The organism is Thermaerobacter composti (genome assembly GCF_033582035.1).
GTDB lineage: Bacteria > Bacillota > Sulfobacillia > Thermaerobacterales > Thermaerobacteraceae > Thermaerobacter > Thermaerobacter composti.
Genome location: NZ_CP132508.1, coordinates 856,638 through 875,165, shown reverse-complemented (window position 1 = coordinate 875,165; position 18,528 = coordinate 856,638). Strand labels below are relative to the sequence as shown.

The window sequence follows — 18,528 nt, the reverse complement described above, 5'->3', positions numbered from 1 at the left end:
CACACGCCCACCCGCGACCTCACCGCCGGCGGTAATAGCGGGCGTAATAGAGCCTGTTTCACGAACCCAGGTATTTCCGCAGGACTGCAGCCCCGGGAGGTTAAGTGAAAGCATCGGTTGGAATTCGCCATTGCCTGAGGTGTTCCTATGGCCTACAACTTCCGCCCGGTGAACCGCGACCAACTGTACCTGCTCCCACCGAGCCTTCGCGACGGGCTGCCTGAGGATCACCTGGCCTGGTTTCTGATCGACGCCGTCGAGCAGATGGACCTGCGGGCCTTTTACGAGAAGTACCGCGCCGACGGTTGGGGCGGAGAGAGTTACGACCCGACCATGATGGTGACGCTGCTGCTGTACGCCTACTGCGTCGGCGAACGGTCGAGCCGGCGGATCGAGCGGTTGTGCCTCGAGGACGTGGCCTTCCGGGTGATCACCGCCAACCAGAAGCCGGATCACGTGACCATCGCCCGCTTCCGCCAGCGCCACGAGCGGGAGCTGGCCGCGCTGTTCACCCAGGTGCTGCGGCTGTGCCGCGAGGCGGGGCTGGGGAAGGTCGGCGTGGTGGCACTGGACGGGACGAAAGTCAAGGCCAACGCCTCGCTGGCGGCCAACCGAACGTATGATGTGATTCGCCAGGAAGTGGAGAAGATGCTCCGGGAGGCGGAGGCCACGGACCGGGAAGAAGAGGAGCGGTACGGCCCCGGGCGCCGTGGGGATGAGTTGCCGGAGGAACTGCGCTCCCGCCAGAGCCGGCTGGAGCGGCTGAAGGCATGCAAGCGGCGGCTGGAGGACGAGGCGGCCCGGGAAGCGGCTCGGCTGCAGGCCCGCATCGAGGAGCGGAAGGCGCAGGAGCAGGCGACTGGCAAGAAGCGGCGGGGACGGAAGCCGAAGGCGCCGGATGCCTCGGTGGATCCGGCGGCCAAGGCCAACGTGACGGATCCGGACAGCCGGATCCTCAAGACCCGGCAGGGCTTTGTGCAAGGGTACAACGCCCAGGCGGTGGTGACCGAAGACCAGCTCATCGTGGCCGCGGCGGTGACGCAGGACGCCAACGACGTGGGCCAACTGCACCCGATGCTCCAGCAGGCGCAAGCCAACCTCCAGGCAGCAGGCGTGGACAAACCCATCCGGGCCGTGGTGGCCGACGCAGGGTACTGGAGCGAGGCGAACGTGAAGCAGGCGCCGGTCGAGGGGCCGGAACTTTTCCTGGCGACGCGCAAGGAGTGGAAGCAGCGCCAAGCCTGGAAGGATGCACCCCCTCCGCGGGGCCGGATCCCCAAAGGGCTGAGCCTGCGGGAGCGGATGGAACGCAAGCTGCGGACCCGGCGAGGACAGGCGATCTACGCCAAGCGCAGCCAGACCGTGGAGCCCGTGTTCGGGCAGATCAAGACCGTGCGAGGCGCCGACCGGTTCCTCCGTCGGGGTCTGGCGGCGTGTGACAGCGAGTGGAAGCTGCTTTGCTTGACCCACAACTTGCTGAAGCTCTGGCGGAGGGTCAGGGAGCGATCCGCCACCTTGCCCTTTGAATGTACGGTGGCGGGCTTGGCGTAGAAGGGTCACGATCGGGCCGCCGGCCTACACAGTCCTGACCGTCAGCCCATGTGACATGAGCGAATCGACCCGGTACGTTCCCACTAGGCCCGATCTCTCAGGGTCGGTGCAACAGGCTCAATAGCCCATCTGTTTGAGCGGCACGTCGTTGAGAACCACACCTAGAATCCGGGCACCGACCTTGTCCAGAGCCTCCTTGGCCTTCTTGGACTGCACGTAGTCGGAGTTCTCGGCGCTGACCACCAGGATCACGCCATCCACTTGCGGTGCCAGGACGAGGGGGTCGGCAACCATACCCGGCGGTGGAGTATCGTAGATCACGACATCATAATCGTTGGTCAGCCCGGCGAAGAGTTCCTGGGCGCGACGTGACCCCAACAGCTCCGCTGGATTGGGTGGCGTTGGGCCGGCGGGGAGAACCCATAGGTTCTTGGCACGGGGTACAGACTGGAGCGCTTCGTTCAAGGTGCAGGAGCCGGCCAGGACTGCAGAGAGGCCATACACATTGGGAATACCAAACAGCACCGATTGCACCGGTCGCCGCATGTCGGCATCGACGAGCACTGTGGCCTTCCCCGCATTGGCAAAGCTCAAAGCCAAGTTCGCCGCCGTGAGCGATTTACCCTCGGCAGGTAGGCCGCTAGTGATCATGATGCTGCGCAGGGGCTTGTCCACGGCCAGGTACTGCAAGTTGGTCCGCACCAGCCGGTAAGCCTCCACGGCTGGTGAATGAGCAGGTAGCTTGCCGACGATACCCGTGTCGTGCCCCTCCTCGTGGGTTATAGTCCAAGCAGGTTTGGACCCCGATTTTCGCCAAGTTTCGTCAGGGCCGGAGGAGGTCCAATCCCTCCTCGCCGTGCGACGGCCTATGTGAGACCGACCCCTCCGGCACCTGGCGAATTCGCTACCAAACGGTTGCTAGGGCGTCGTGCCGTGAGCACCGGTTCCACGAGGGCACCGTTGGTGGCGATCGACATCCAGTCCGGGAGGTTTGGAGCATGCTGCGCGTCGGAATCGACCAGGGCAGCCAACATCACGACGTCTGCCTGGCTCCCGAGGGGCAGGCCCCTTCTTCCCTCCGGGTCCCCAACGATGCCGACGGCCTGCAGGAACTGCTCGCCGCGATCCGGCGTCTGGAACCGGACCCGGCGCAGGTTCACGTGGCCATCGAAGGCTCGGGACAGGGGCTCTTCGTTGCGGCTCTTCTCGCCGCGGGCTTTCGGGTCTATCCCGTCAATCCCAAGGCGGTGGACCGCTACCGGGACCGCCTCTCCCCGGCCGGCAGCAAGGACGACCGCCGGGATGCCCTGGTCCTGGCCGAGATCCTCCGCACCGATCGCCATCGCCTTCAACCCCTGCGGCTGGAGAGCGACACCCTGCGCCAGCTCCGGGTGGCCTACAGCCACCACCAGACCCTGGTGGAAGAACGCACGCGGCTTCTGAATCAGCTCACCGCCTGCCTGCGCGCGTACTACCCGCGGGCCCTGGAGCTGTTTGCGGACTTGGGCCGGCCCGTGGCCTGGACCTTCTTGCGCGCCTTCCCGACCCCGGCGCACTTCGCCCGGGCCCGCAGGGAACAGATCGAGAAGCTGTTGCGCCAGCACCGCTACCCTGGCGTCGCCGCCAAGACGGCCGAACTGCTCGAGCTTGCGCGCAAGCCCCAGCTCCCGGCCGATCCGGCCACCGTGGCCCTGTGGGCACGCCGCATGCTCTTTCTGGTGGATCAGCTCCAAGCCGTCTGCCGCGAGCTGGAGGCCTGTCACCAGCAGCTACAGACCCTGGTGCAGGCGCACCCGGACGGGGATTTGTTTCGCTCCATGAAAGGCATCGGCACGGTGCTGGCCGCCGGTCTGATCGGCCTCTTCGGCGAGGACCGCCAGGCCGTCCCCGACGCACGTCCCATCCAATGCCGAGCCGGCACGGCCCCGGTGACCGTCCGCAGCGGCAGGACCGTCCGCGTTCGCTTCCGTCGCGCCTGCAACAAGCAGGCTCGGAACACGGTCCAGCAGTTCGCCCAGCAGCTCATCCGGCACCACGACTGGGCCCGGGAGATCTACCAGGCCCACCGCGACCGAGGGCGACACTACCACGAAGCCTTGCGCATCGTGGCCCACCACGCTCTTCGGGTCCTGTTTGCCATGTGGCGGGATCGTCAGCCCTACGACCCCACCCGGTTCGAGGCGGCGCGCCGTCAGCGGAAGGAGCCCAAGGCCGCGTAGCACGCATCGGCACAATCCCCAGCAACCGTTTGTCAAGGATCAGAACCCCAACGACGGGTACTTGACCCTAGGGCGTCTCACCAGAACGAAAGCGCTCCGGTCGCGCAGAACGGAAGCGCGGCAACGCGGCCTGCCCCTCGGCTTTAAAGGCTTCTGCCAACGTCGTGCCTCCCTTCCGCAATCCACGCCCTACAGGTCAATATGCGGGATCACACCCAGGACGGGCAAGCCCAGGCGCCGTTCGACGGACGCCTCGTCACGGATGCGGCGGTCCAATGTCTCCAGGGCGAAAGCAACGCCGGTACCTACCAGCAAGCCCATTACAGTAGCCACCGCCATTTCCAACAACGGGCGCGGGCTGACGGGTTTCTCGGGTGGTGCCGCGGGATCCAGGAGCACCAGCCGCTCCTCCTGCATGATGTCCGCGGCAACCCGGGTCATGATTTGCGCTGCACCGGTAGCGATGCGAGCCGCTTCCTCTGGCGAAGGGGCTCGAACGCGAACTTCCAGTGTTTGTGACTGCTCATCTTCCTCGATTCGAACCCGTTTGCGGTATTCTTCCGGAGACCAGCCCAGGTTCATTTCCGCCAGGACGGTTTCCATCACCCGGCGGCTAGAAAGGATTTCGCGATAGGCGGGCACCAGATTGCGGTACAGTTGCAATGTCTGCAGGTCCGCTACGGCCTCATTCGGAGCCAAGACAATGAGCTTGGCTTGCGCCTCATACTGCGGGGTGACCACCACCAGGCGCAAGACAACTAAAGTGACTGCAAACAGGCCTACCAGCACCACAGTCCGCCAGCGACGTAGGACGGGTGCGACAAGGTCACTTAGTGAGACTTCAGGTTCCGCGAAGTCGGTATTCATTGCGTCATCCCCCTCGTGGGTTATAGTCCAAGCAGGTTTGGACCCCAGTTTTCGCCAAGTTTCGTCAGGGCCGGAGGAGGTCCATCCCCTCCTCGCCGTGCGACGGCCTTCGGCAGACCGACCCCTCCGGCACCTGGCGAATCCGCTGCTCAACGGTCGCTAGGGCGTCGTGCCGCGAGCACCGATTCCACGAGGGCACCGTGGGTGGCGGAGGTCGTCCCCCGCAGGAGGTGGCATCATGCTGCGCGTCGGAATCGACCAAGCCAGCCAACACCACGATGTCTGCCTGGCTCCCGAGGGGCAGGCCCCTTCCTACCTCCGGGTCCCCAACGATGCCGACGGGCTTGAAGAGTTGCTTACGGCCATCCGGCGCCTGGAACCGAACCCCGCGCAGGTGCACGTCGCCATCGAAGGCTCGGGACAGGGGCTTTTCGTGGCCGCGCTCCTCGCCGCAGGCTTTCGGGTCTATCCCGTCAATCCCAAGGCGGTGGATCGCTACCGGGACCGCCTCTCCCCGGCCGGCAGCAAGGACGACCGCCGGGATGCCCTGGTCCTGGCCGAGATCCTCCGCACCGATCGCCATCGCCTTCAACCCCTGCGGCTGGAGAGCGACATCCTGCGCCAGCTCCGGGTGGCCTACAGCCACCACCAGACCCTGGTGGAAGAACGCACGCGGCTTCTGAATCAGCTCACCGCCTGCCTGCGCGCTTACTACCCGCGGGCCCTGGAGCTGTTTGCGGACTTGGGCCGGCCCGTGGCCTGGACCTTCTTGCGCGCCTTCCCGACCCCGGCGCACTTCGCCCGCGCCCGCCGGTCCCGGATCGAGAAGCTGTTGCGTCAGCACCGCTACCCTGGAGTCGCCGCCAAGACGGCCGAACTGCTCGAGCTCGCGCGCAAGCCCCAGCTCCCGGCCGATCCGGCCACCGTGGCCCTGTGGGCACGTCGCATGCTCTTTCTGGTGGATCAGCTCGAAGCCGTCTGCCGCGAGCTCGAGGCCTGTCATGAGCAGCTGGAGACCCTGGTGCAGGCGCACCCGGACGGCGATTTGTTTCGCTCCATGAAAGGCATCGGCACGGTGCTGGCTGCCGGCATGATCACCGTCTTCGGGGAGGACCACCAGGCGGTCCCCAGCGTCCGCCCGATCCAATGTCGGTCGGGGACAGCCCCCGTGACCGTTCGCAGTGGCAAGACCGTCCGAGTCCGTTTCCGCCACGCTTGCAACAAACAAGCCCGGAATACGCTGCAGCTACTGGCGCAGCAGCTCGTCCTGCACCATGCCTGGGCCCGGGAGATTTATCAGACCCACCGCAACCGAGGGCGTCACCATCATGAAGCCTTGCGCATCGTGGCCCACCACGCCCTTCGGGTCCTGTTTGCGATGTGGCGAAATCGTCAGCCCTACGACCCCACCCGGTTCGAGGCGGCGCGTCGTCAGCGGCAACAGCCCAAGGCCGCGTAGCGCCCACGGGCACGTTCCTCAGCAGCCGCTTTGTCAAAGATCACATCCCTGACTACGGCGACTTGACCCTAGGGCGTCTCACCTCTAACAGCCCTGTCGCATAGTCACAGGGGCGCGCTTAGATGGCGCAATCCACGGCATCACTCATTCCACTCAATAGGCCCCCTTTCCGGACAGAATAACCCGCACTGTCTTCGCCAGGATATACAAGTCCAACCAGATCGACCAGTTGCGGATGTAGTACGTGTCGAGCGCTTCCTGAACCCGAAGATCTCCCTCGCTCCTCGCCGTTACCTGCCAGAGCCCGGTCATTCCGGGGCGGACGCGACACCGCAACTCACGGAACTCGGACGGGAAAGCTTCCAGGTGATAACGAGGAAAGGGCCTAGGCCCCACCAAGCTCATCTCACCCCGCAGCACGTTCCAGAGCTGTGGGAGTTCGTCCAGACTCGTCCTGCGGAGAAAGTGTCCTACCCCGGGCAGAATCCTCGGGTCGTCTTTAAGCTTGAAATAGCGCTCCCACTCGGCCCGGGCACCAGGGTTTTCATCAAGGTACCGCTCAAGCCTCTCTTCAGCGTCCGGGTACATCGTTCGGAGTTTCCAGACCCTGATAGGCCTTCCCCCAATACCTTCCCGCTCCTGGGCAAAGAACACTGGCCCCGGACTAACCCACTTGATCCACAGCGCAAAGGCTGCAATCAACGGCAAGCTGGCGAGGAATAGCGGTATCGCTAGGGAATAGTCCAGGACGTACTTAACGATGCGATTCCGGACCAGCAGGAGATTCTTGCGGATCTCCAGCCCGAGGACACCGCCCAGGTCCTTCGCTTGAACCCACAATGATTCCAGGCCCAAAAGGTCCGGTACCAGGATCACGCGTGGAAACTGCAAATCTCGTACAATCCGACCTAGGCGGGTGCGTCCCGCACCGGGCATCGCCACGATGGCGACCCGCGTACATCTTGCCCATCGAGAGGCTGCCTCCAAAGGGCCTACGACGGGCACCCCCTCTACCAACTTTCCTTGTTTGGCCGGATCGTCGTCGAAGAGCGCCACCGGCACTAGCCCCAGCTCGGGGTTTTCCCTTAGTACCCGCGTCACCATGGCACCCGTTTGCCCGGCGCCTAGGATAATAACCGGCCAGCCCCATGCACGAATCCGTACGAGAATTGCCCGCACCAGCGCTTCCATCAAGGGCACCAGGAGTAGGGCGTAAACCACGGCGAATAACAGCATCCCTCTGGACCAGCGCCCTCCAAGGACGAGGTAGTCCCAAATGGCAAGAGCTGCAAAGAAGAGCACCGTCGAATAGCTCTGCTCACGTAGTCGCCCCACCGGACCCATACCATAGCCGGGATACAGTCCCCGAGCCGTTTGGAAGACGGGCAGCAGAAGTACCACGACAGCAAGCGTTCCGACTTGTTTAGAATCAATTTCTACGGGGACCCACCGCGCAAGGACAAGTCGTGTGATCCAGCCCATCACAAGGGAAAATTCCAGAGCGACCGAGTCGGCCATAAAAAGGACCGGCGCGACCCATCGCTTTTCACGAAAGGTGCCACCGTATACAACTTCCCATGATGTCGGCACCACTCGGTCGGCGCTCATCCCAGGTGAGCCTACCCCCGTTTAGATTTGCCATACTGTGACTCAGTCCCACTTCGCGTGCCAACTGGTTCCACTTTTGCCCCAACCATCCGGACACAACGACCCTTGGAAGCTTCCGTACTACTGGACGTCCGACCATACGGTTGCTCGCCGAACTTCCGGAACTGCGCTATTCCTGATTACCATCTACTCCGAAAGGTTGGCGGCTCCGGTACCATAGCCAGGCGGTTTCGATGATGGTAGTCAAGTCCGAGCGAGAGGGCCGCCACCCCAACAGCTCTCGGGCCCGCCGGGCGTCGGCGATGAGTGCCGGCGGGTCCCCCGGACGCCTTGGCCCCTGCCGGACCGGCACGCATCGGCCGGAGATGCGCTCCACGGCAGCAAGAACTTCGCGTACCGAGTAGCCACGCCCCGTGCCTAGGTTCAGCGCAGCGCTCTCGCCGCCGGCAAGCAAGTACTGAAGGCCGAGGACATGGGCCTCCGCCAGGTCCGCCACGTGGATGTAGTCACGGACGGCCGTGCCGTCCGGCGTCGGGTAGTCGGTACCGTAAATCTCCAATGGAGCCGCCCGGCCGAGGGCGGCGAGAATGGCTCGGGGGATGAGGTGGGTCTCGGGGACGTGCACCTCGCCCAATTCGCCATCCGGATCAGCACCGGCCGCGTTGAAATAACGTAAGGCAAGCCAGCGAAGGCCGTAGGCCTGGCTATACCAGTGCAGTGCCCGTTCGACTGCGAGCTTGGTCTCGCCATATGGGCTGACCGGCCGTTGAGGATGGCTTTCAGGGATGGGGATGACCTCCGGTAGCCCGTAGACAGCGCAGCTGGATGAGAAGACGATGACGTTTACACCTGCATCCAGCATAACGTCCAGCAGGTTCAGAGTGGCGAGGACGTTGTTCCGATAATAGCCGCGCGGATCGCGAAAGGAATCGCCCACACAGGCGCGGGCGGCAAAGTGGACCACAGCTTGAATGCCGTAGTCCTTCAAAACCGTAGAGAGGGCAGCCCGATCACCTAGGTCTGCCTCGATTAGCGGGCCCCAGCGAACAGCCCAGCGGTGGCCCGTGCTGAGATCGTCGAGCACCACCGGCTGGAACCCCGCGTGGGCCAGGACTTTTGTCGTGTGACTACCAATGTAACCGGCCCCGCCCGTAACCAAGACCGGCACTTTGGATGACCGGACGGAATGGCTCACCTTCTCATCTCCCCTACCCCAGCCTGTAACTGCCCGTCCGCCAGAACTTGGTGGAAATACTCGATGGTTCGGCGTAATCCCTCGCGCAAGGACACCTTTGGCCCCCACCCCAGGAGCTGGCGAGCCCTGGTAATGTCAGGACGCCGCTGCCGGGGGTCGTCCTCAGGCAGGGGCCGGAAGACAATGGGCGAGGAGCTCCCCGTCAGTTCCAGCACGAGGTTGGCGAGCTCCAGGATGGTGAACTCCTCCGGGTTACCGAGATTCACAGGCTCTTGGATCGGCCGCTCCATGAGGCGAATGATGCCCTCCACCATGTCGTCCACATAGCAGAAGCTGCGGGTCTGGCAACCGTCGCCGTAGACGGTCAGCGGCCGCCCCGTAAGCGCCTGGGTAATGAACGTACTCACCACCCGACCATCCGCAGGGTCCATGCGGGGTCCGTAGGTGTTAAAAATGCGAACAATACGCACGTCTAGGCCGTAGGTACGGTGGTAGGCCATAGTGAGCGCCTCAGCGTAGCGCTTCGCTTCGTCGTATACGCTGCGCGGTCCCACCGGGTTAACATTCCCCCAGTACGACTCAGGTTGCGGGTGGACCAAGGGATCTCCATAGACCTCGCTGGTACTGGCCAGGAAGAAACGGGCTCCGGAGTTACGAGCAAGTTCGAGCAGGTGATAGGTCCCCTCAGAGTTGACCCGCAGGGTCTCGATAGGAAGGCGCTGGTAGCGTGGCGGAGAAGCCGGACTCGCAAAATGCAGGACCCAATCAAAGGGCCCATGCACACTAATGCCGCTAGTGACATCACAGTGAACGAACTGAAAGCGGCAGTGATCCACAAGGTCACGAAGGTTCGTGTCGCTACCCGTAGAGAAATTGTCTGCACCCACCACCTCGTAACCCATATCGAGCAGCCTGAGGGCCAAGTGGCTGCCAATGAACCCCGCTACACCTGTGAGCAGTACCCTCATCGCATATCCGCTCCCATCAACGACCAGCGAGTCAGATACTCCGATCTCCAAATCCAGAGGCACTCATATAATCCCATAGCCCTTCGACACGCGCCTGACGGATAAAACACCGTCCACAACACCACCCTTATCTTGGCTACCATTTCTCACCCCGTATAGTCATGAGTTCCTCCTAATCCGTTTTACAACGTCGCCAATAAGCAATGGCAATAAGAACCAGGGCTCCCACAAATAGCGCCGCCACAATCTGCGTGGCTCCGACATAAGACGATACAACCATTCGAACCCAATTCGTCCCATCCAGCGTGGTGGCGTCGGAATCGCACCGGCCACATAATCAAAACACGCGCCAGCGGTGAGAATGGCATTTGCTTGAATCTTGTCGAGGTTATCAAGAACCCAATGTTCCTGGCGCGGCATGCCCATGCCCACCATCAAAATGTGCGGTCGGTACACTGCAATATCTGCCAGTATTTTCCCGTTCTCCTCAGGCGCAAAATAACCATGGTGTGTACGAATCTCCAGCCTCGGATACTTCTCCCTCAACCGCAACGCAGCCCTTGACGCCACTCCCAACTTGCCTCCCAGATAAAAAATGCGCCATCCCTTTGTCTCTGCAATAGACGCCAATGAATAAATCCAATCTATGTAAGTTACTCGCTGCCCTGAACTTACTCGATATCCCAAGGCTCTTGCCCAGTAGACAAGAGGCATCCCGTCGATATGGATAACATCCGCTTTTTTAAAGAAGGCACGCATCTTGGAATCCGAGTGATATAAATACACGCTATGAAGATTGTGATTGGCAATAATTATCTTACGGCCGTCCCTAACTGCCTCTTCTATAAGGCCGTTGAGTTCGTCCATAGTCAGTGGATCAACTTCTACGCCGAGCAGGATAAGGCGCCCCATACGCTTCCTCCAGAATTGATTCAATTTTGTTAATCGCGTCTCGCACACGTGCATGCCAACTGTGACGTTCGACCACAATCTTTCTTGCCCGCCGCCCCATCTCATTCCACTTGTGTTGTTCGGCATAGGCTTGCCTTAAGACTCGCTTAAGATCCTTTTTGTTCCCCATCCTGAAGATATATCCGCAGGACGCCTCTTTAACTAGTATACGCGCCTCATCAAAATCAGACGCTAGTATCGGCCGCGACATCGCGGCGTATTCGTACAATTTTAGAGGCGAGAGGTACATTACTCCAGGGGAAAGTGGTACCGGGCCGACATAGCCTATATCAAACCCGGCAATGTACTTCGGCACATCACTCCACGGAACTCGCCCCAAAAACCTAGTGTGCTGCGATTGGCCAAGGCGTCGAGCCAAGGATTCCCATTCCGCACGATGTGGGCCATCGCCTATTACTACCAGCTTCAAATCAACATCTTCCGCACGCAGCTCAGTAAGAACTTCAATCAACAGGTCCAGCCGCTGCCACGCGTGAAGTTGGCCGACAAATCCGATCGTGCAACCTTGGAACAGCCGTTTCGGTTGATGGCATCGCGGATCAAATATTGCAGTATCCACTCCATTCGGCATGATCACTATCTTCCTCGGATCGATCCCGACTTGTTCTACCACCATATCTGCGAGCGCTTGGCTGACACAAATCAACACATCACACCGATGATAAGCCCAACATTCGACCAGTCTTTGCAGACCAGAAAAGGCTACCGAGGCTCGATCCGCGCTTGCCTCCCGAAAGAGAAGGGCATTTGTCTCCAGAATCCACGGAATACCCCTTCGCTTAAACCACCATCCCAGCGCCTGAAAGGCACCTAGTCGCTCGTATACCCAGTCTACCTCTCCGATTTCACGAGTTGCCCGCCAACCATTTAGAACACTCATGTACCAACGTAGACCATCTGCTAATGCTCGCTTCAAGTAGTTGGACCGTAACGTGTGTTCCGTACGGCCATCGGTAACCCATCGGAGCGGCACCTTGTCCCCTACAATGTACGGTTGAACTTCCCATCCGAGGGCCTCGAAAGCTCGCATGACACCGAGGACGTGCGCACGCGGTCCAGGCAGTGCAGTTTCTTCGCGTGTGGATACCAGTGGTGCACCCGATAGATATCCAATTCGCCGCTCAGGAGTTTCGGTCCCTTCCGGAATCACGTCTCCCGACCACCTCGCATCCCGTTTCCTACTCCATTGTGTTTGTTGAGCTCTGGATATGGATCCATGGTTGGCTACAGATCAAAAGCAAGTAGAGCTTATTGTATGTAGTCAGGCGACCTTTTTGATCGTGCCCTGTAGATGCATCCTCTTCACCGACATATTTCTCGACATCAAATAGATGTAGGTCAGCAGCACCCAGTAAATGGCCTTATTAAGTCCACTTTCTAAGAAAACGCTCTCCGTAGCATTGGCAAGCCCGAAGAAGACGGAGTAAAGGAATGCAAATGTCGATATTTCTGATCCATTTTCTCTAAATACCCAGGCAGCCGACCGAAAAACTGTTAACACCAGCAATAGAACGCTCAACACGGCCCCCACTAAGCCCAATTCCAGCCAGAGGTCCAAGTAGCCATTGTGCGCATGCGGCGGATTCCAGCTCCGCGCCCATACAGCAGCTAACGGACTTCTCTCTCCCAGCCAGAACGCCCCATAGCCATACCCTAGCAAGGGTCTCTCAAGAGCGATGGGAATGAGGGTGCGCCACAGGGGAATGCGCCCCGTTAGGGTCAGATCCCTTCCGAAAAACCCTAGGATACTTTCAAGCTGGCTTGGCAACATTATGCTCAACACAAGAATGAGTGCTACCATGAAAGGCGCAATTGCTAGTCGATAGGCACGCTGCAATCGAGTCATGATCTGAATGGCGATCCAGCATGGGGGCAGGAGCAGGGCCATGGCGAGTGATGTGGCTGAGCGAGATCCGATTAGCGTAACAGTTCCAGCCAATCCCAATAGCGCCCAAACGACTCGATGGCGCCGCTCTTGACGAAAGAGTGTCCAATAGACAATAAGAGCGAGGACGCTGAGGCGTCCAAGGGTGTTCTTGTGAGTAAACACGCCCCTCCAAGCACCCGGGTGCGGGGGGCCCATGACCCCCCACTGAGGCGACAGTAATATCGATGCAAGACTTCCGATTATTATAATGCCCAATGCCATACCTAGCACGCGCAGTACCATGCGAGGAGAGTAACGGACCGCCAACAGGAGGCCGTACAAGGCAGCCAACATAGCCGCCGCCCCCCGGCGTAGCGTGGTCGCCGGCGCGGTTGACCAGAGAGCTGAAATCAAAACCCAGCCCAGGAGCACCCACAGCAGTGTTCCCCTGCGCCCGACCGCTATTGCCTTTCTGGAATGAAACACAAGTAGGATGACCCCTAGATAGGCCACACCTAGCAAAAAGCGGCCAACTGGGTCTCCCTGGTACAGATCTACCTCGCCAACTGTCATACGCCGCCACACTTGGAGGAACGCCCCGCTTAGTAATACGACGGCAGTCCCTTGCCAGGCAAGTTCCAGCTTCCGCAGAACGATATTCATCGAGCCGTTACACACCTCTGGCGCCAATGAGACAAGTCGCGTCCCAACAGCCTCTCCAACCGTCGGATGTCTTCTGCAAAGTAGCGGTCCAATTCGCCACGGAATTCTGGAGGCAGCGGAGGACGCGGCCTGCGACGAGTACCGATCTCTTCCAGTCTCCGCATAATGCCTAGGCTACGGCGAGGAAGCACGCCAGCTATGTGCTTAGCCCAGGCCACGCGCCGGCCAAGGCTGCGAAGGGCTTTCCCAAACCATCGAACCCGCCACTCCCGCGCCGGATTGTGCACGGGGAACGCCTGCCGACCATCGTCCGGCACGCCCAAGAACTCGAGCACGCGAAGATACTCGCGACGGGGATTCGCCTTAACATCGTCCAATACAACCACCAAGACGCGGTCCCTTGGCACTATAGAGTACAGACGTTCCAGTTGCTCACCAAGCCGACACCACACAGGGTAGTCTAGCAACACGGGATCGGGACAGCTCGACGGTACTTGGCGTCCGAGGCGCCGATGCGGAGCCATGTACCAAGCTTGCACGAAATCCGTAACGTTCTCATAAAAAACCCTAAGTTGTTCTTCGTGCAGGGAATACGCCATATCGATGGGGTTGCGCACCATCACGATGTATCGCGCGCCAGGAAACACTCTCTCGATCGATGGGACCGCTACCTTCGAGAAGAGGTAGCTGGTGGACGCTTCTCCAACTGCAGTATGTTCTAAACGCGCCGGCTCAAATAATCGTAGGTACTCCTCCCAACTACGTATGGATTGCTTCTTAATGTCGCGCGAAAAGTACCATGGCTCCTTAATAGGTGAGATATAGACATTTGGGTGTTGCGCAAGCCAAGCTGCCAGAGATGTCGTACCGCACTTTGGTGCACCAATGATAAAGAAATTTGGCATTTTCCCCATAGCTGTTCCCTGCTCCCGGCCTAGCGTCCCCACACGATTGGGAGCTCTCTCGTTAGCTCTATCCTGCGACATCTCTTTTAACTGTCGTAAACCAATTTGAAAAATCACGCTCAAGTAAGCGCTCCAGCTTCCGAATCTCCTCCGAATAAAACTTTTCAAGACGAGCTCTAAGTTCGTCTGGCATAGGCGGACGGGGCCTAGGCTTCTTGTTTAGGTCATTTAACCTCCATAGAACCTTGGAGTTCTGAGGAGGCAAACCAACCTTGCCCCGAACCACTCGTTCCGCCTTCAGAGCAAGTAGTAAAGCACGTTGAAAACCTCGCCACCGCACTCGCTTAGCCCGATTGAGCACTGGAAATTCTGTTCTGTTGTCGTCGGGAACCCCCAGAAAGGCAAGAACTCTCAAGTACTCCCTTCGAGGATTTTCCTTAATGTCATCCAAAACCAGCACCAGAACTCGCTCTTTCGGTACGATCGCAAAGAGCCGCTCTAATTGCGTTCCCAGCATGCACACTGACTGGTAATCCAGCAAGCGCGGCTCTGCGACCCAGCGGCTAACACCATGGCCCGCTCGGCGCACCGGACTTAGTTCCCATGCCTTGGCGAAATCGTAAACATGCTCAACCTGGTGAGCTACCATCTGTTCGTGCAACGAGTAGGCCATTTCGACTGGATTACGAATCATCACAATGTAACGCGCTCCAGGAATCTCCCGCTCAATGTTGGGAACAGCCTCCTGTGAGTAGAGATACCATACTGTAGCCTCGCCCACTGCAAGATGCTCGTCCGTGGCCCGTTTGAAAAGCGCAAAGTATTCGCGTTCCTTAATACGGAAGCGAGTTCGGAGGTCTCGGTCAAAATAACGCGGCTCTTTCCACGGTGACATATAGATTTTCGGATGTTCCCGCAGCCAACGCGCAAGCGACGTAGTGCCGCACTTTGGTGCACCAATAATAAAGAAATTTGGCTTCCTCATGTCGACCTTCTCACCTCGATATGGAACGCTAGACTGTTGACACCCAGCACCAAACGCACGCGCCACCACAGTAGCACATTCAAAACAATCATAGATATAGCAGTGGCAGCAGCAGCCCCGCGAATGTCCCAAACGGGCACTAGGATGAGATTGAGAATTATATTTAACACGGCCGCCACACCCATTCCCTGAACCGTTTGCCGCTCATGCCCGGTCATGTTAAGTAGAAAAGCTACTGGGCCTGTCGCGGAATTGATAAGCTGTCCCAGAAGCATTATTAGCAGCGGCACGTATGAAGCGGCGAATTCCGCCCCAAATACCAGCGGGAGGACTGGGCGCCCGAACACAGCGAAGACTATAGTGAGTACCATATTGAAGGCCAGGGCCACTCTGGTACTCACCGTCACCAGCTGCTGCAAGCGCTTGGTATTTCCGCGAGCGTATAGTTCTGCAAAACGGGGTGCCACTACCAGATTAACTGCCTCCAATCCGAAGGCAGCTAATGTGGCCATTTGGACCGCCACTCGGTACACGCCCACCTGGCCCGGCGATTCGAAGGCCCCAAGAGTAATTGTGCTGATCTGTTTATTAATCACCCCCAAGCCGGTAATCAATGCAAAGAGCGCACAACTCGTTAACCAGCCCTTCGTCTCCGCGGAAGGGCGCGCTCGTTGCACTGCTAATGGCGTGTGAAGCCAGAGCATCCAGGCTCCAATGACAAAGGCCACCAATGCGGCCATGACGTGCAGCGCCATCGCCAGGGATGCCGATAGTGAGTCTGGGACGAAGAGGGCCGTGCCTCCCACCAACATCAGAAACAATCCGGGGCGGAGGACAAACTCCGGTAACTGCCCGGCGACGACGTACTTTAAACCCCGCAAAGCCGCACCACGGAGGTTACCCAGAGCAATGAGGGGCACCAAGGGTAAAGCCCAAGCCAGAGTCTGGCCCTTGGCGCTATGGATCCCGCCCTGCCAGGCGACCAGGACGGGGCCTAATACTAGAACTAAGGGGAACGACAAGACCGCCACCACACGCCCCGCCCAACGCCAAGCACCTGCCACCGCTTCGGGCTGACCCTGCGCCATGCCGCGGGCGGTTTCACGCACAATCAGATTGGGCAACCCAGAGTGGGCGGGCATCGCCAGCAGCGTAACCAGAGCATAGGCATAAGCGTAGACGCCGTAGCCCTCGGCTCCCAGGAGGCGTGCCAGGAGCACCGTCGTTAGGAAACCCAACAGGGTATTTGTAGTTTTGAGAACGACGCTCCAAGCTCCATCGCGGGCCAGCCTGGAACTACGTAACCTGACCACCATCGAGTGCACCTGCATCGTCAAGCTGCGGTGTCCCGTTGCAGTACCAGCCCCTGCAGCAGCTGACCACGCTGCCCGCTTAAGTCCATGATGCTGTGGTATGCCCTGGGGCCGTCGTTCTGTAGCTGGCAAGGCATTATGTGGCGCTTGTTTGCTGAGCCTCACTCGCAAGCCACTTCACCGCTTTTCGTTGGCATGCCCTACGGGCTACCGAGAAATCCTAACCTTTCTAGTGTTGCGAGAATCGTCGCTACTCCCTCTTCCACGGACTGCTTGTCCGTTTCCACCACGACCTCTGGCTGCGAGGGTGGCTCGTAGGGATCGTCGACCCCTGTGAACCCTGTCAAGAGCCCAGCACGTGCCTTCCGGTATAAGCCCTTCACGTCCCTCTGCTCGCACACTTCTAGGGGGGCGTTGACGTATACCTCAATGTACCCCCCGTAGCGACTAATAAGCTCACGGTTGAATCGCCGGTCCGCTTCGTAGGGAGCGATCGGTGCGCAAATCACGATACCCCGGTGCCGCACGATCTCGGACGCCACATAGCCGATGCGCCTTACGTTCGTGGACCGGTCTTCCCTAGAAAAGCCCAGACCTTTGGAAAGATGCGTCCGGACAACATCGCCGTCCAGCAGCGTTACAGGACGGCCGGTCAGTTCCATCAGCCGCACCATCAACGCGTTCGCCAGGGTGGACTTCCCGGAACTGGGCAGGCCTGTGAAGAACACGCAGAACCCCTGCTCGTGACGTGGCGGGTAAGCCCGCCGGAGCTCCGCCGCCACCTCCGGGTAGGTAAACCAGGAGGGGAGTTCCTCGCCTTTCGCCAGGCGTGCCCGTAACTCGGTGCCGGAAATGCGCCAGGTCTCAATGCCTGGCTCGACTTCGTCGGCCGGAATATAGGCATCCCGGGACGGGACGTACACCATCTCCTGAAAAGGCACCATACGGATACCCAGTTCGTCCTCATAACGGGCGAAGAGCTCCTGCGCTTCATAACGCCCATAGAACGGGCGCCCCTGGCTGTCGGTCCCTGGACTGGCATGATCGCGCCCCACGATCAGGTGGGTGCACCCATAGTTCTTGCGAATGATTCCGTGCCACAGAGCTTCCCGCGGCCCGGCCATGCGCATAGCCAGCGGAAGCAAGCTGAGATCGGCCAATCCCTCGGGATAGTACTTGAGAATCGCCCGATAACAGCGCACGCGGGTCATATAATCCACGTCGCCGGGCTTGGTCATGCCCACCACGGGATGGATCAGTAGGTGGCCCCCGATCTGGCGGGCTGCCCGGTCCGTCAGCTCCTTGTGCGCCCTCTGCATGGGATTGCGGGTCTGGAACGCGACCACCCGCGTCCACCCCCGCTCGGCGAAACGGTGGCGTAACTGGGCCGGCGTAAGGCGCAACTCCCGGAAGTCATAATGGATGGGAAGTTGGACCCCTTCCACCCGGCCTCCCACGTAGTAGTCGCCAGCTACGTCGAACAAGTAGTGGACGGCCGGGTGCTTACGGTCGAGGGTGCGGAAGACCTCCCGCGCCTCCCGCTCCTTGTCGGGTTGCCACACGTCCTCCACGGTCATCACGGCGAGCAAGACACCCGTGGGATCGCGGAGAGCCACGCGATCCCCCACCTCAAGGCTCCGGGCCACGTCACGGTGTACGTCCAGGGTGATGGGTATGGGCCACAGGGTGCCGTCCGCCAGGCGCATCTCCTCGACCACGCGGTCGTAGTCGCGGCGGGTCATGAACCCGGTCAGCGGGGAGAACCCCCCGTTGAGCAACAGCTCCAGGTCGCAGAGCTGGCGCTCCGTCAACACGATGGAGGGCAGCTGGAGGGCCTCCTCCTTCAGCTTCTGGGCCCGCTCTGGCCCCACCAGTAGCTCACACAACCGGCCCCCGTGGGGGGCGATCAGCGCACCTTCCTTTAGCAATGCAGGACCACACCTCCACACACCTTGT

At 60.1% G+C, this 18,528-nt stretch carries 15 protein-coding genes; 3 read left to right on the top strand and 12 right to left on the bottom strand.

Annotated elements, in window-relative coordinates; translation table 11 throughout:
• Positions 1 to 147 precede the first annotated feature (147 nt).
• Positions 148 to 1,551, top strand: a complete 1,404-nt coding sequence (locus tag Q5761_RS03430; protein ID WP_318751219.1) for a transposase — start codon at positions 148 to 150, stop codon at positions 1,549 to 1,551.
• A gap of 117 nt (positions 1,552 to 1,668) precedes the next feature.
• Here the strand turns inward: Q5761_RS03430 and Q5761_RS03425 are convergent, their stop codons facing one another.
• Entirely contained in the window at positions 1,669 to 2,271 is a 603-nt protein-coding gene (locus Q5761_RS03425; protein WP_318751218.1) for a CpsD/CapB family tyrosine-protein kinase, read from the bottom strand.
• A 278-nt stretch (positions 2,272 to 2,549) separates the two neighbouring features.
• On the opposite strand from Q5761_RS03425, the gene Q5761_RS03420 reads away from it, so the two are divergent.
• Positions 2,550 to 3,770, top strand: a complete 1,221-nt coding sequence (locus Q5761_RS03420; RefSeq protein WP_318751217.1) for an IS110 family transposase — start codon at positions 2,550 to 2,552, stop codon at positions 3,768 to 3,770.
• 189 nt (positions 3,771 to 3,959) lie between these two features.
• Here the strand turns inward: Q5761_RS03420 and Q5761_RS03415 are convergent, their stop codons facing one another.
• Positions 3,960 to 4,637 (bottom strand): YveK family protein, encoded by a 678-nt coding sequence (locus Q5761_RS03415; protein ID WP_318751216.1) that lies wholly within the window; start codon positions 4,635 to 4,637, stop codon positions 3,960 to 3,962.
• 238 nt (positions 4,638 to 4,875) lie between these two features.
• Here Q5761_RS03415 and Q5761_RS03410 point away from each other — a divergent pair, with 238 nt between their 5' ends.
• On the top strand, positions 4,876 to 6,096 hold the full coding sequence (locus Q5761_RS03410; protein ID WP_318751215.1) for an IS110 family transposase: 1,221 nt from the start codon (positions 4,876 to 4,878) through the stop codon (positions 6,094 to 6,096).
• A 153-nt stretch (positions 6,097 to 6,249) separates the two neighbouring features.
• On the opposite strand, the gene wbaP is transcribed toward Q5761_RS03410, so the two are convergent.
• From wbaP to Q5761_RS03365, 10 genes are all read right to left on the bottom strand, one after another.
• Positions 6,250 to 7,614 carry an undecaprenyl-phosphate galactose phosphotransferase WbaP gene (gene wbaP / locus Q5761_RS03405; RefSeq protein ID WP_318751595.1) on the bottom strand — a complete coding sequence of 455 codons (1,365 nt, stop codon included), beginning with the start codon at positions 7,612 to 7,614 and terminating at the stop codon, positions 6,250 to 6,252.
• Positions 7,615 to 7,873: 259 nt separating this feature from the next.
• Complete coding sequence (galE, locus tag Q5761_RS03400; protein ID WP_318751214.1) at positions 7,874 to 8,899, bottom strand: UDP-glucose 4-epimerase GalE; 1,026 nt, start codon at positions 8,897 to 8,899, stop codon at positions 7,874 to 7,876.
• A complete protein-coding gene (locus Q5761_RS03395; RefSeq protein ID WP_318751213.1) occupies positions 8,896 to 9,867 on the bottom strand; it encodes a UDP-glucuronic acid decarboxylase family protein in 972 nt (323 codons plus the stop codon). Before Q5761_RS03395 ends, galE begins: the two co-directional genes overlap by 4 nt.
• Before the next feature lie 159 nt (positions 9,868 to 10,026).
• Entirely contained in the window at positions 10,027 to 10,779 is a 753-nt protein-coding gene (locus Q5761_RS03390) for a WecB/TagA/CpsF family glycosyltransferase (RefSeq protein WP_318751212.1), read from the bottom strand.
• Positions 10,745 to 11,989 (bottom strand): glycosyltransferase, encoded by a 1,245-nt coding sequence (locus Q5761_RS03385; protein WP_318751211.1) that lies wholly within the window; start codon positions 11,987 to 11,989, stop codon positions 10,745 to 10,747. Before Q5761_RS03385 ends, Q5761_RS03390 begins: the two co-directional genes overlap by 35 nt.
• Before the next feature lie 111 nt (positions 11,990 to 12,100).
• On the bottom strand, positions 12,101 to 12,922 hold the full coding sequence (locus Q5761_RS03380) for an O-antigen ligase family protein (protein ID WP_318751594.1): 822 nt from the start codon (positions 12,920 to 12,922) through the stop codon (positions 12,101 to 12,103).
• Between the two features lie 443 nt (positions 12,923 to 13,365).
• A complete protein-coding gene (locus tag Q5761_RS12370; RefSeq protein WP_413084590.1) occupies positions 13,366 to 14,274 on the bottom strand; it encodes a sulfotransferase family protein in 909 nt (302 codons plus the stop codon).
• Positions 14,275 to 14,341: 67 nt separating this feature from the next.
• On the bottom strand, positions 14,342 to 15,259 hold the full coding sequence (locus tag Q5761_RS03375; protein ID WP_318751210.1) for a sulfotransferase: 918 nt from the start codon (positions 15,257 to 15,259) through the stop codon (positions 14,342 to 14,344).
• On the bottom strand, positions 15,256 to 16,590 hold the full coding sequence (locus Q5761_RS03370) for a flippase (protein WP_318751593.1): 1,335 nt from the start codon (positions 16,588 to 16,590) through the stop codon (positions 15,256 to 15,258). Before Q5761_RS03370 ends, Q5761_RS03375 begins: the two co-directional genes overlap by 4 nt.
• 182 nt (positions 16,591 to 16,772) lie before the next feature.
• On the bottom strand, positions 16,773 to 18,521 hold the full coding sequence (locus tag Q5761_RS03365) for a bifunctional sulfate adenylyltransferase/adenylylsulfate kinase (protein ID WP_318751209.1): 1,749 nt from the start codon (positions 18,519 to 18,521) through the stop codon (positions 16,773 to 16,775).
• Positions 18,522 to 18,528 lie beyond the last annotated feature (7 nt).

Bases quoted from the DNA above. Each gene is read 5' to 3' on its own strand.
- Q5761_RS03430 (WP_318751219.1), top strand. From the start codon at position 148: ATGGCCTACAACTTCCGCCCGGTGAACCGCGACCAACTGTACCTGCTC.
- Q5761_RS03420 (WP_318751217.1), top strand. From the start codon at position 2,550: ATGCTGCGCGTCGGAATCGACCAGGGCAGCCAACATCACGACGTCTGC.
- Q5761_RS03415 (WP_318751216.1), bottom strand. From the start codon at position 4,637: ATGAATACCGACTTCGCGGAACCTGAAGTCTCACTAAGTGACCTTGTC.
- Q5761_RS03410 (WP_318751215.1), top strand. From the start codon at position 4,876: ATGCTGCGCGTCGGAATCGACCAAGCCAGCCAACACCACGATGTCTGC.
- wbaP (WP_318751595.1), bottom strand. From the start codon at position 7,614: ATGGCCGACTCGGTCGCTCTGGAATTTTCCCTTGTGATGGGCTGGATC.
- Q5761_RS03395 (WP_318751213.1), bottom strand. From the start codon at position 9,867: ATGAGGGTACTGCTCACAGGTGTAGCGGGGTTCATTGGCAGCCACTTG.
- Q5761_RS03390 (WP_318751212.1), bottom strand. From the start codon at position 10,779: ATGGGGCGCCTTATCCTGCTCGGCGTAGAAGTTGATCCACTGACTATG.
- Q5761_RS03380 (WP_318751594.1), bottom strand. From the start codon at position 12,922: ATGGGCCCCCCGCACCCGGGTGCTTGGAGGGGCGTGTTTACTCACAAG.
- Q5761_RS12370 (WP_413084590.1), bottom strand. From the start codon at position 14,274: ATGCCAAATTTCTTTATCATTGGTGCACCAAAGTGCGGTACGACATCT.
- Q5761_RS03375 (WP_318751210.1), bottom strand. From the start codon at position 15,259: ATGAGGAAGCCAAATTTCTTTATTATTGGTGCACCAAAGTGCGGCACT.
- Q5761_RS03370 (WP_318751593.1), bottom strand. From the start codon at position 16,590: ATGCAGGTGCACTCGATGGTGGTCAGGTTACGTAGTTCCAGGCTGGCC.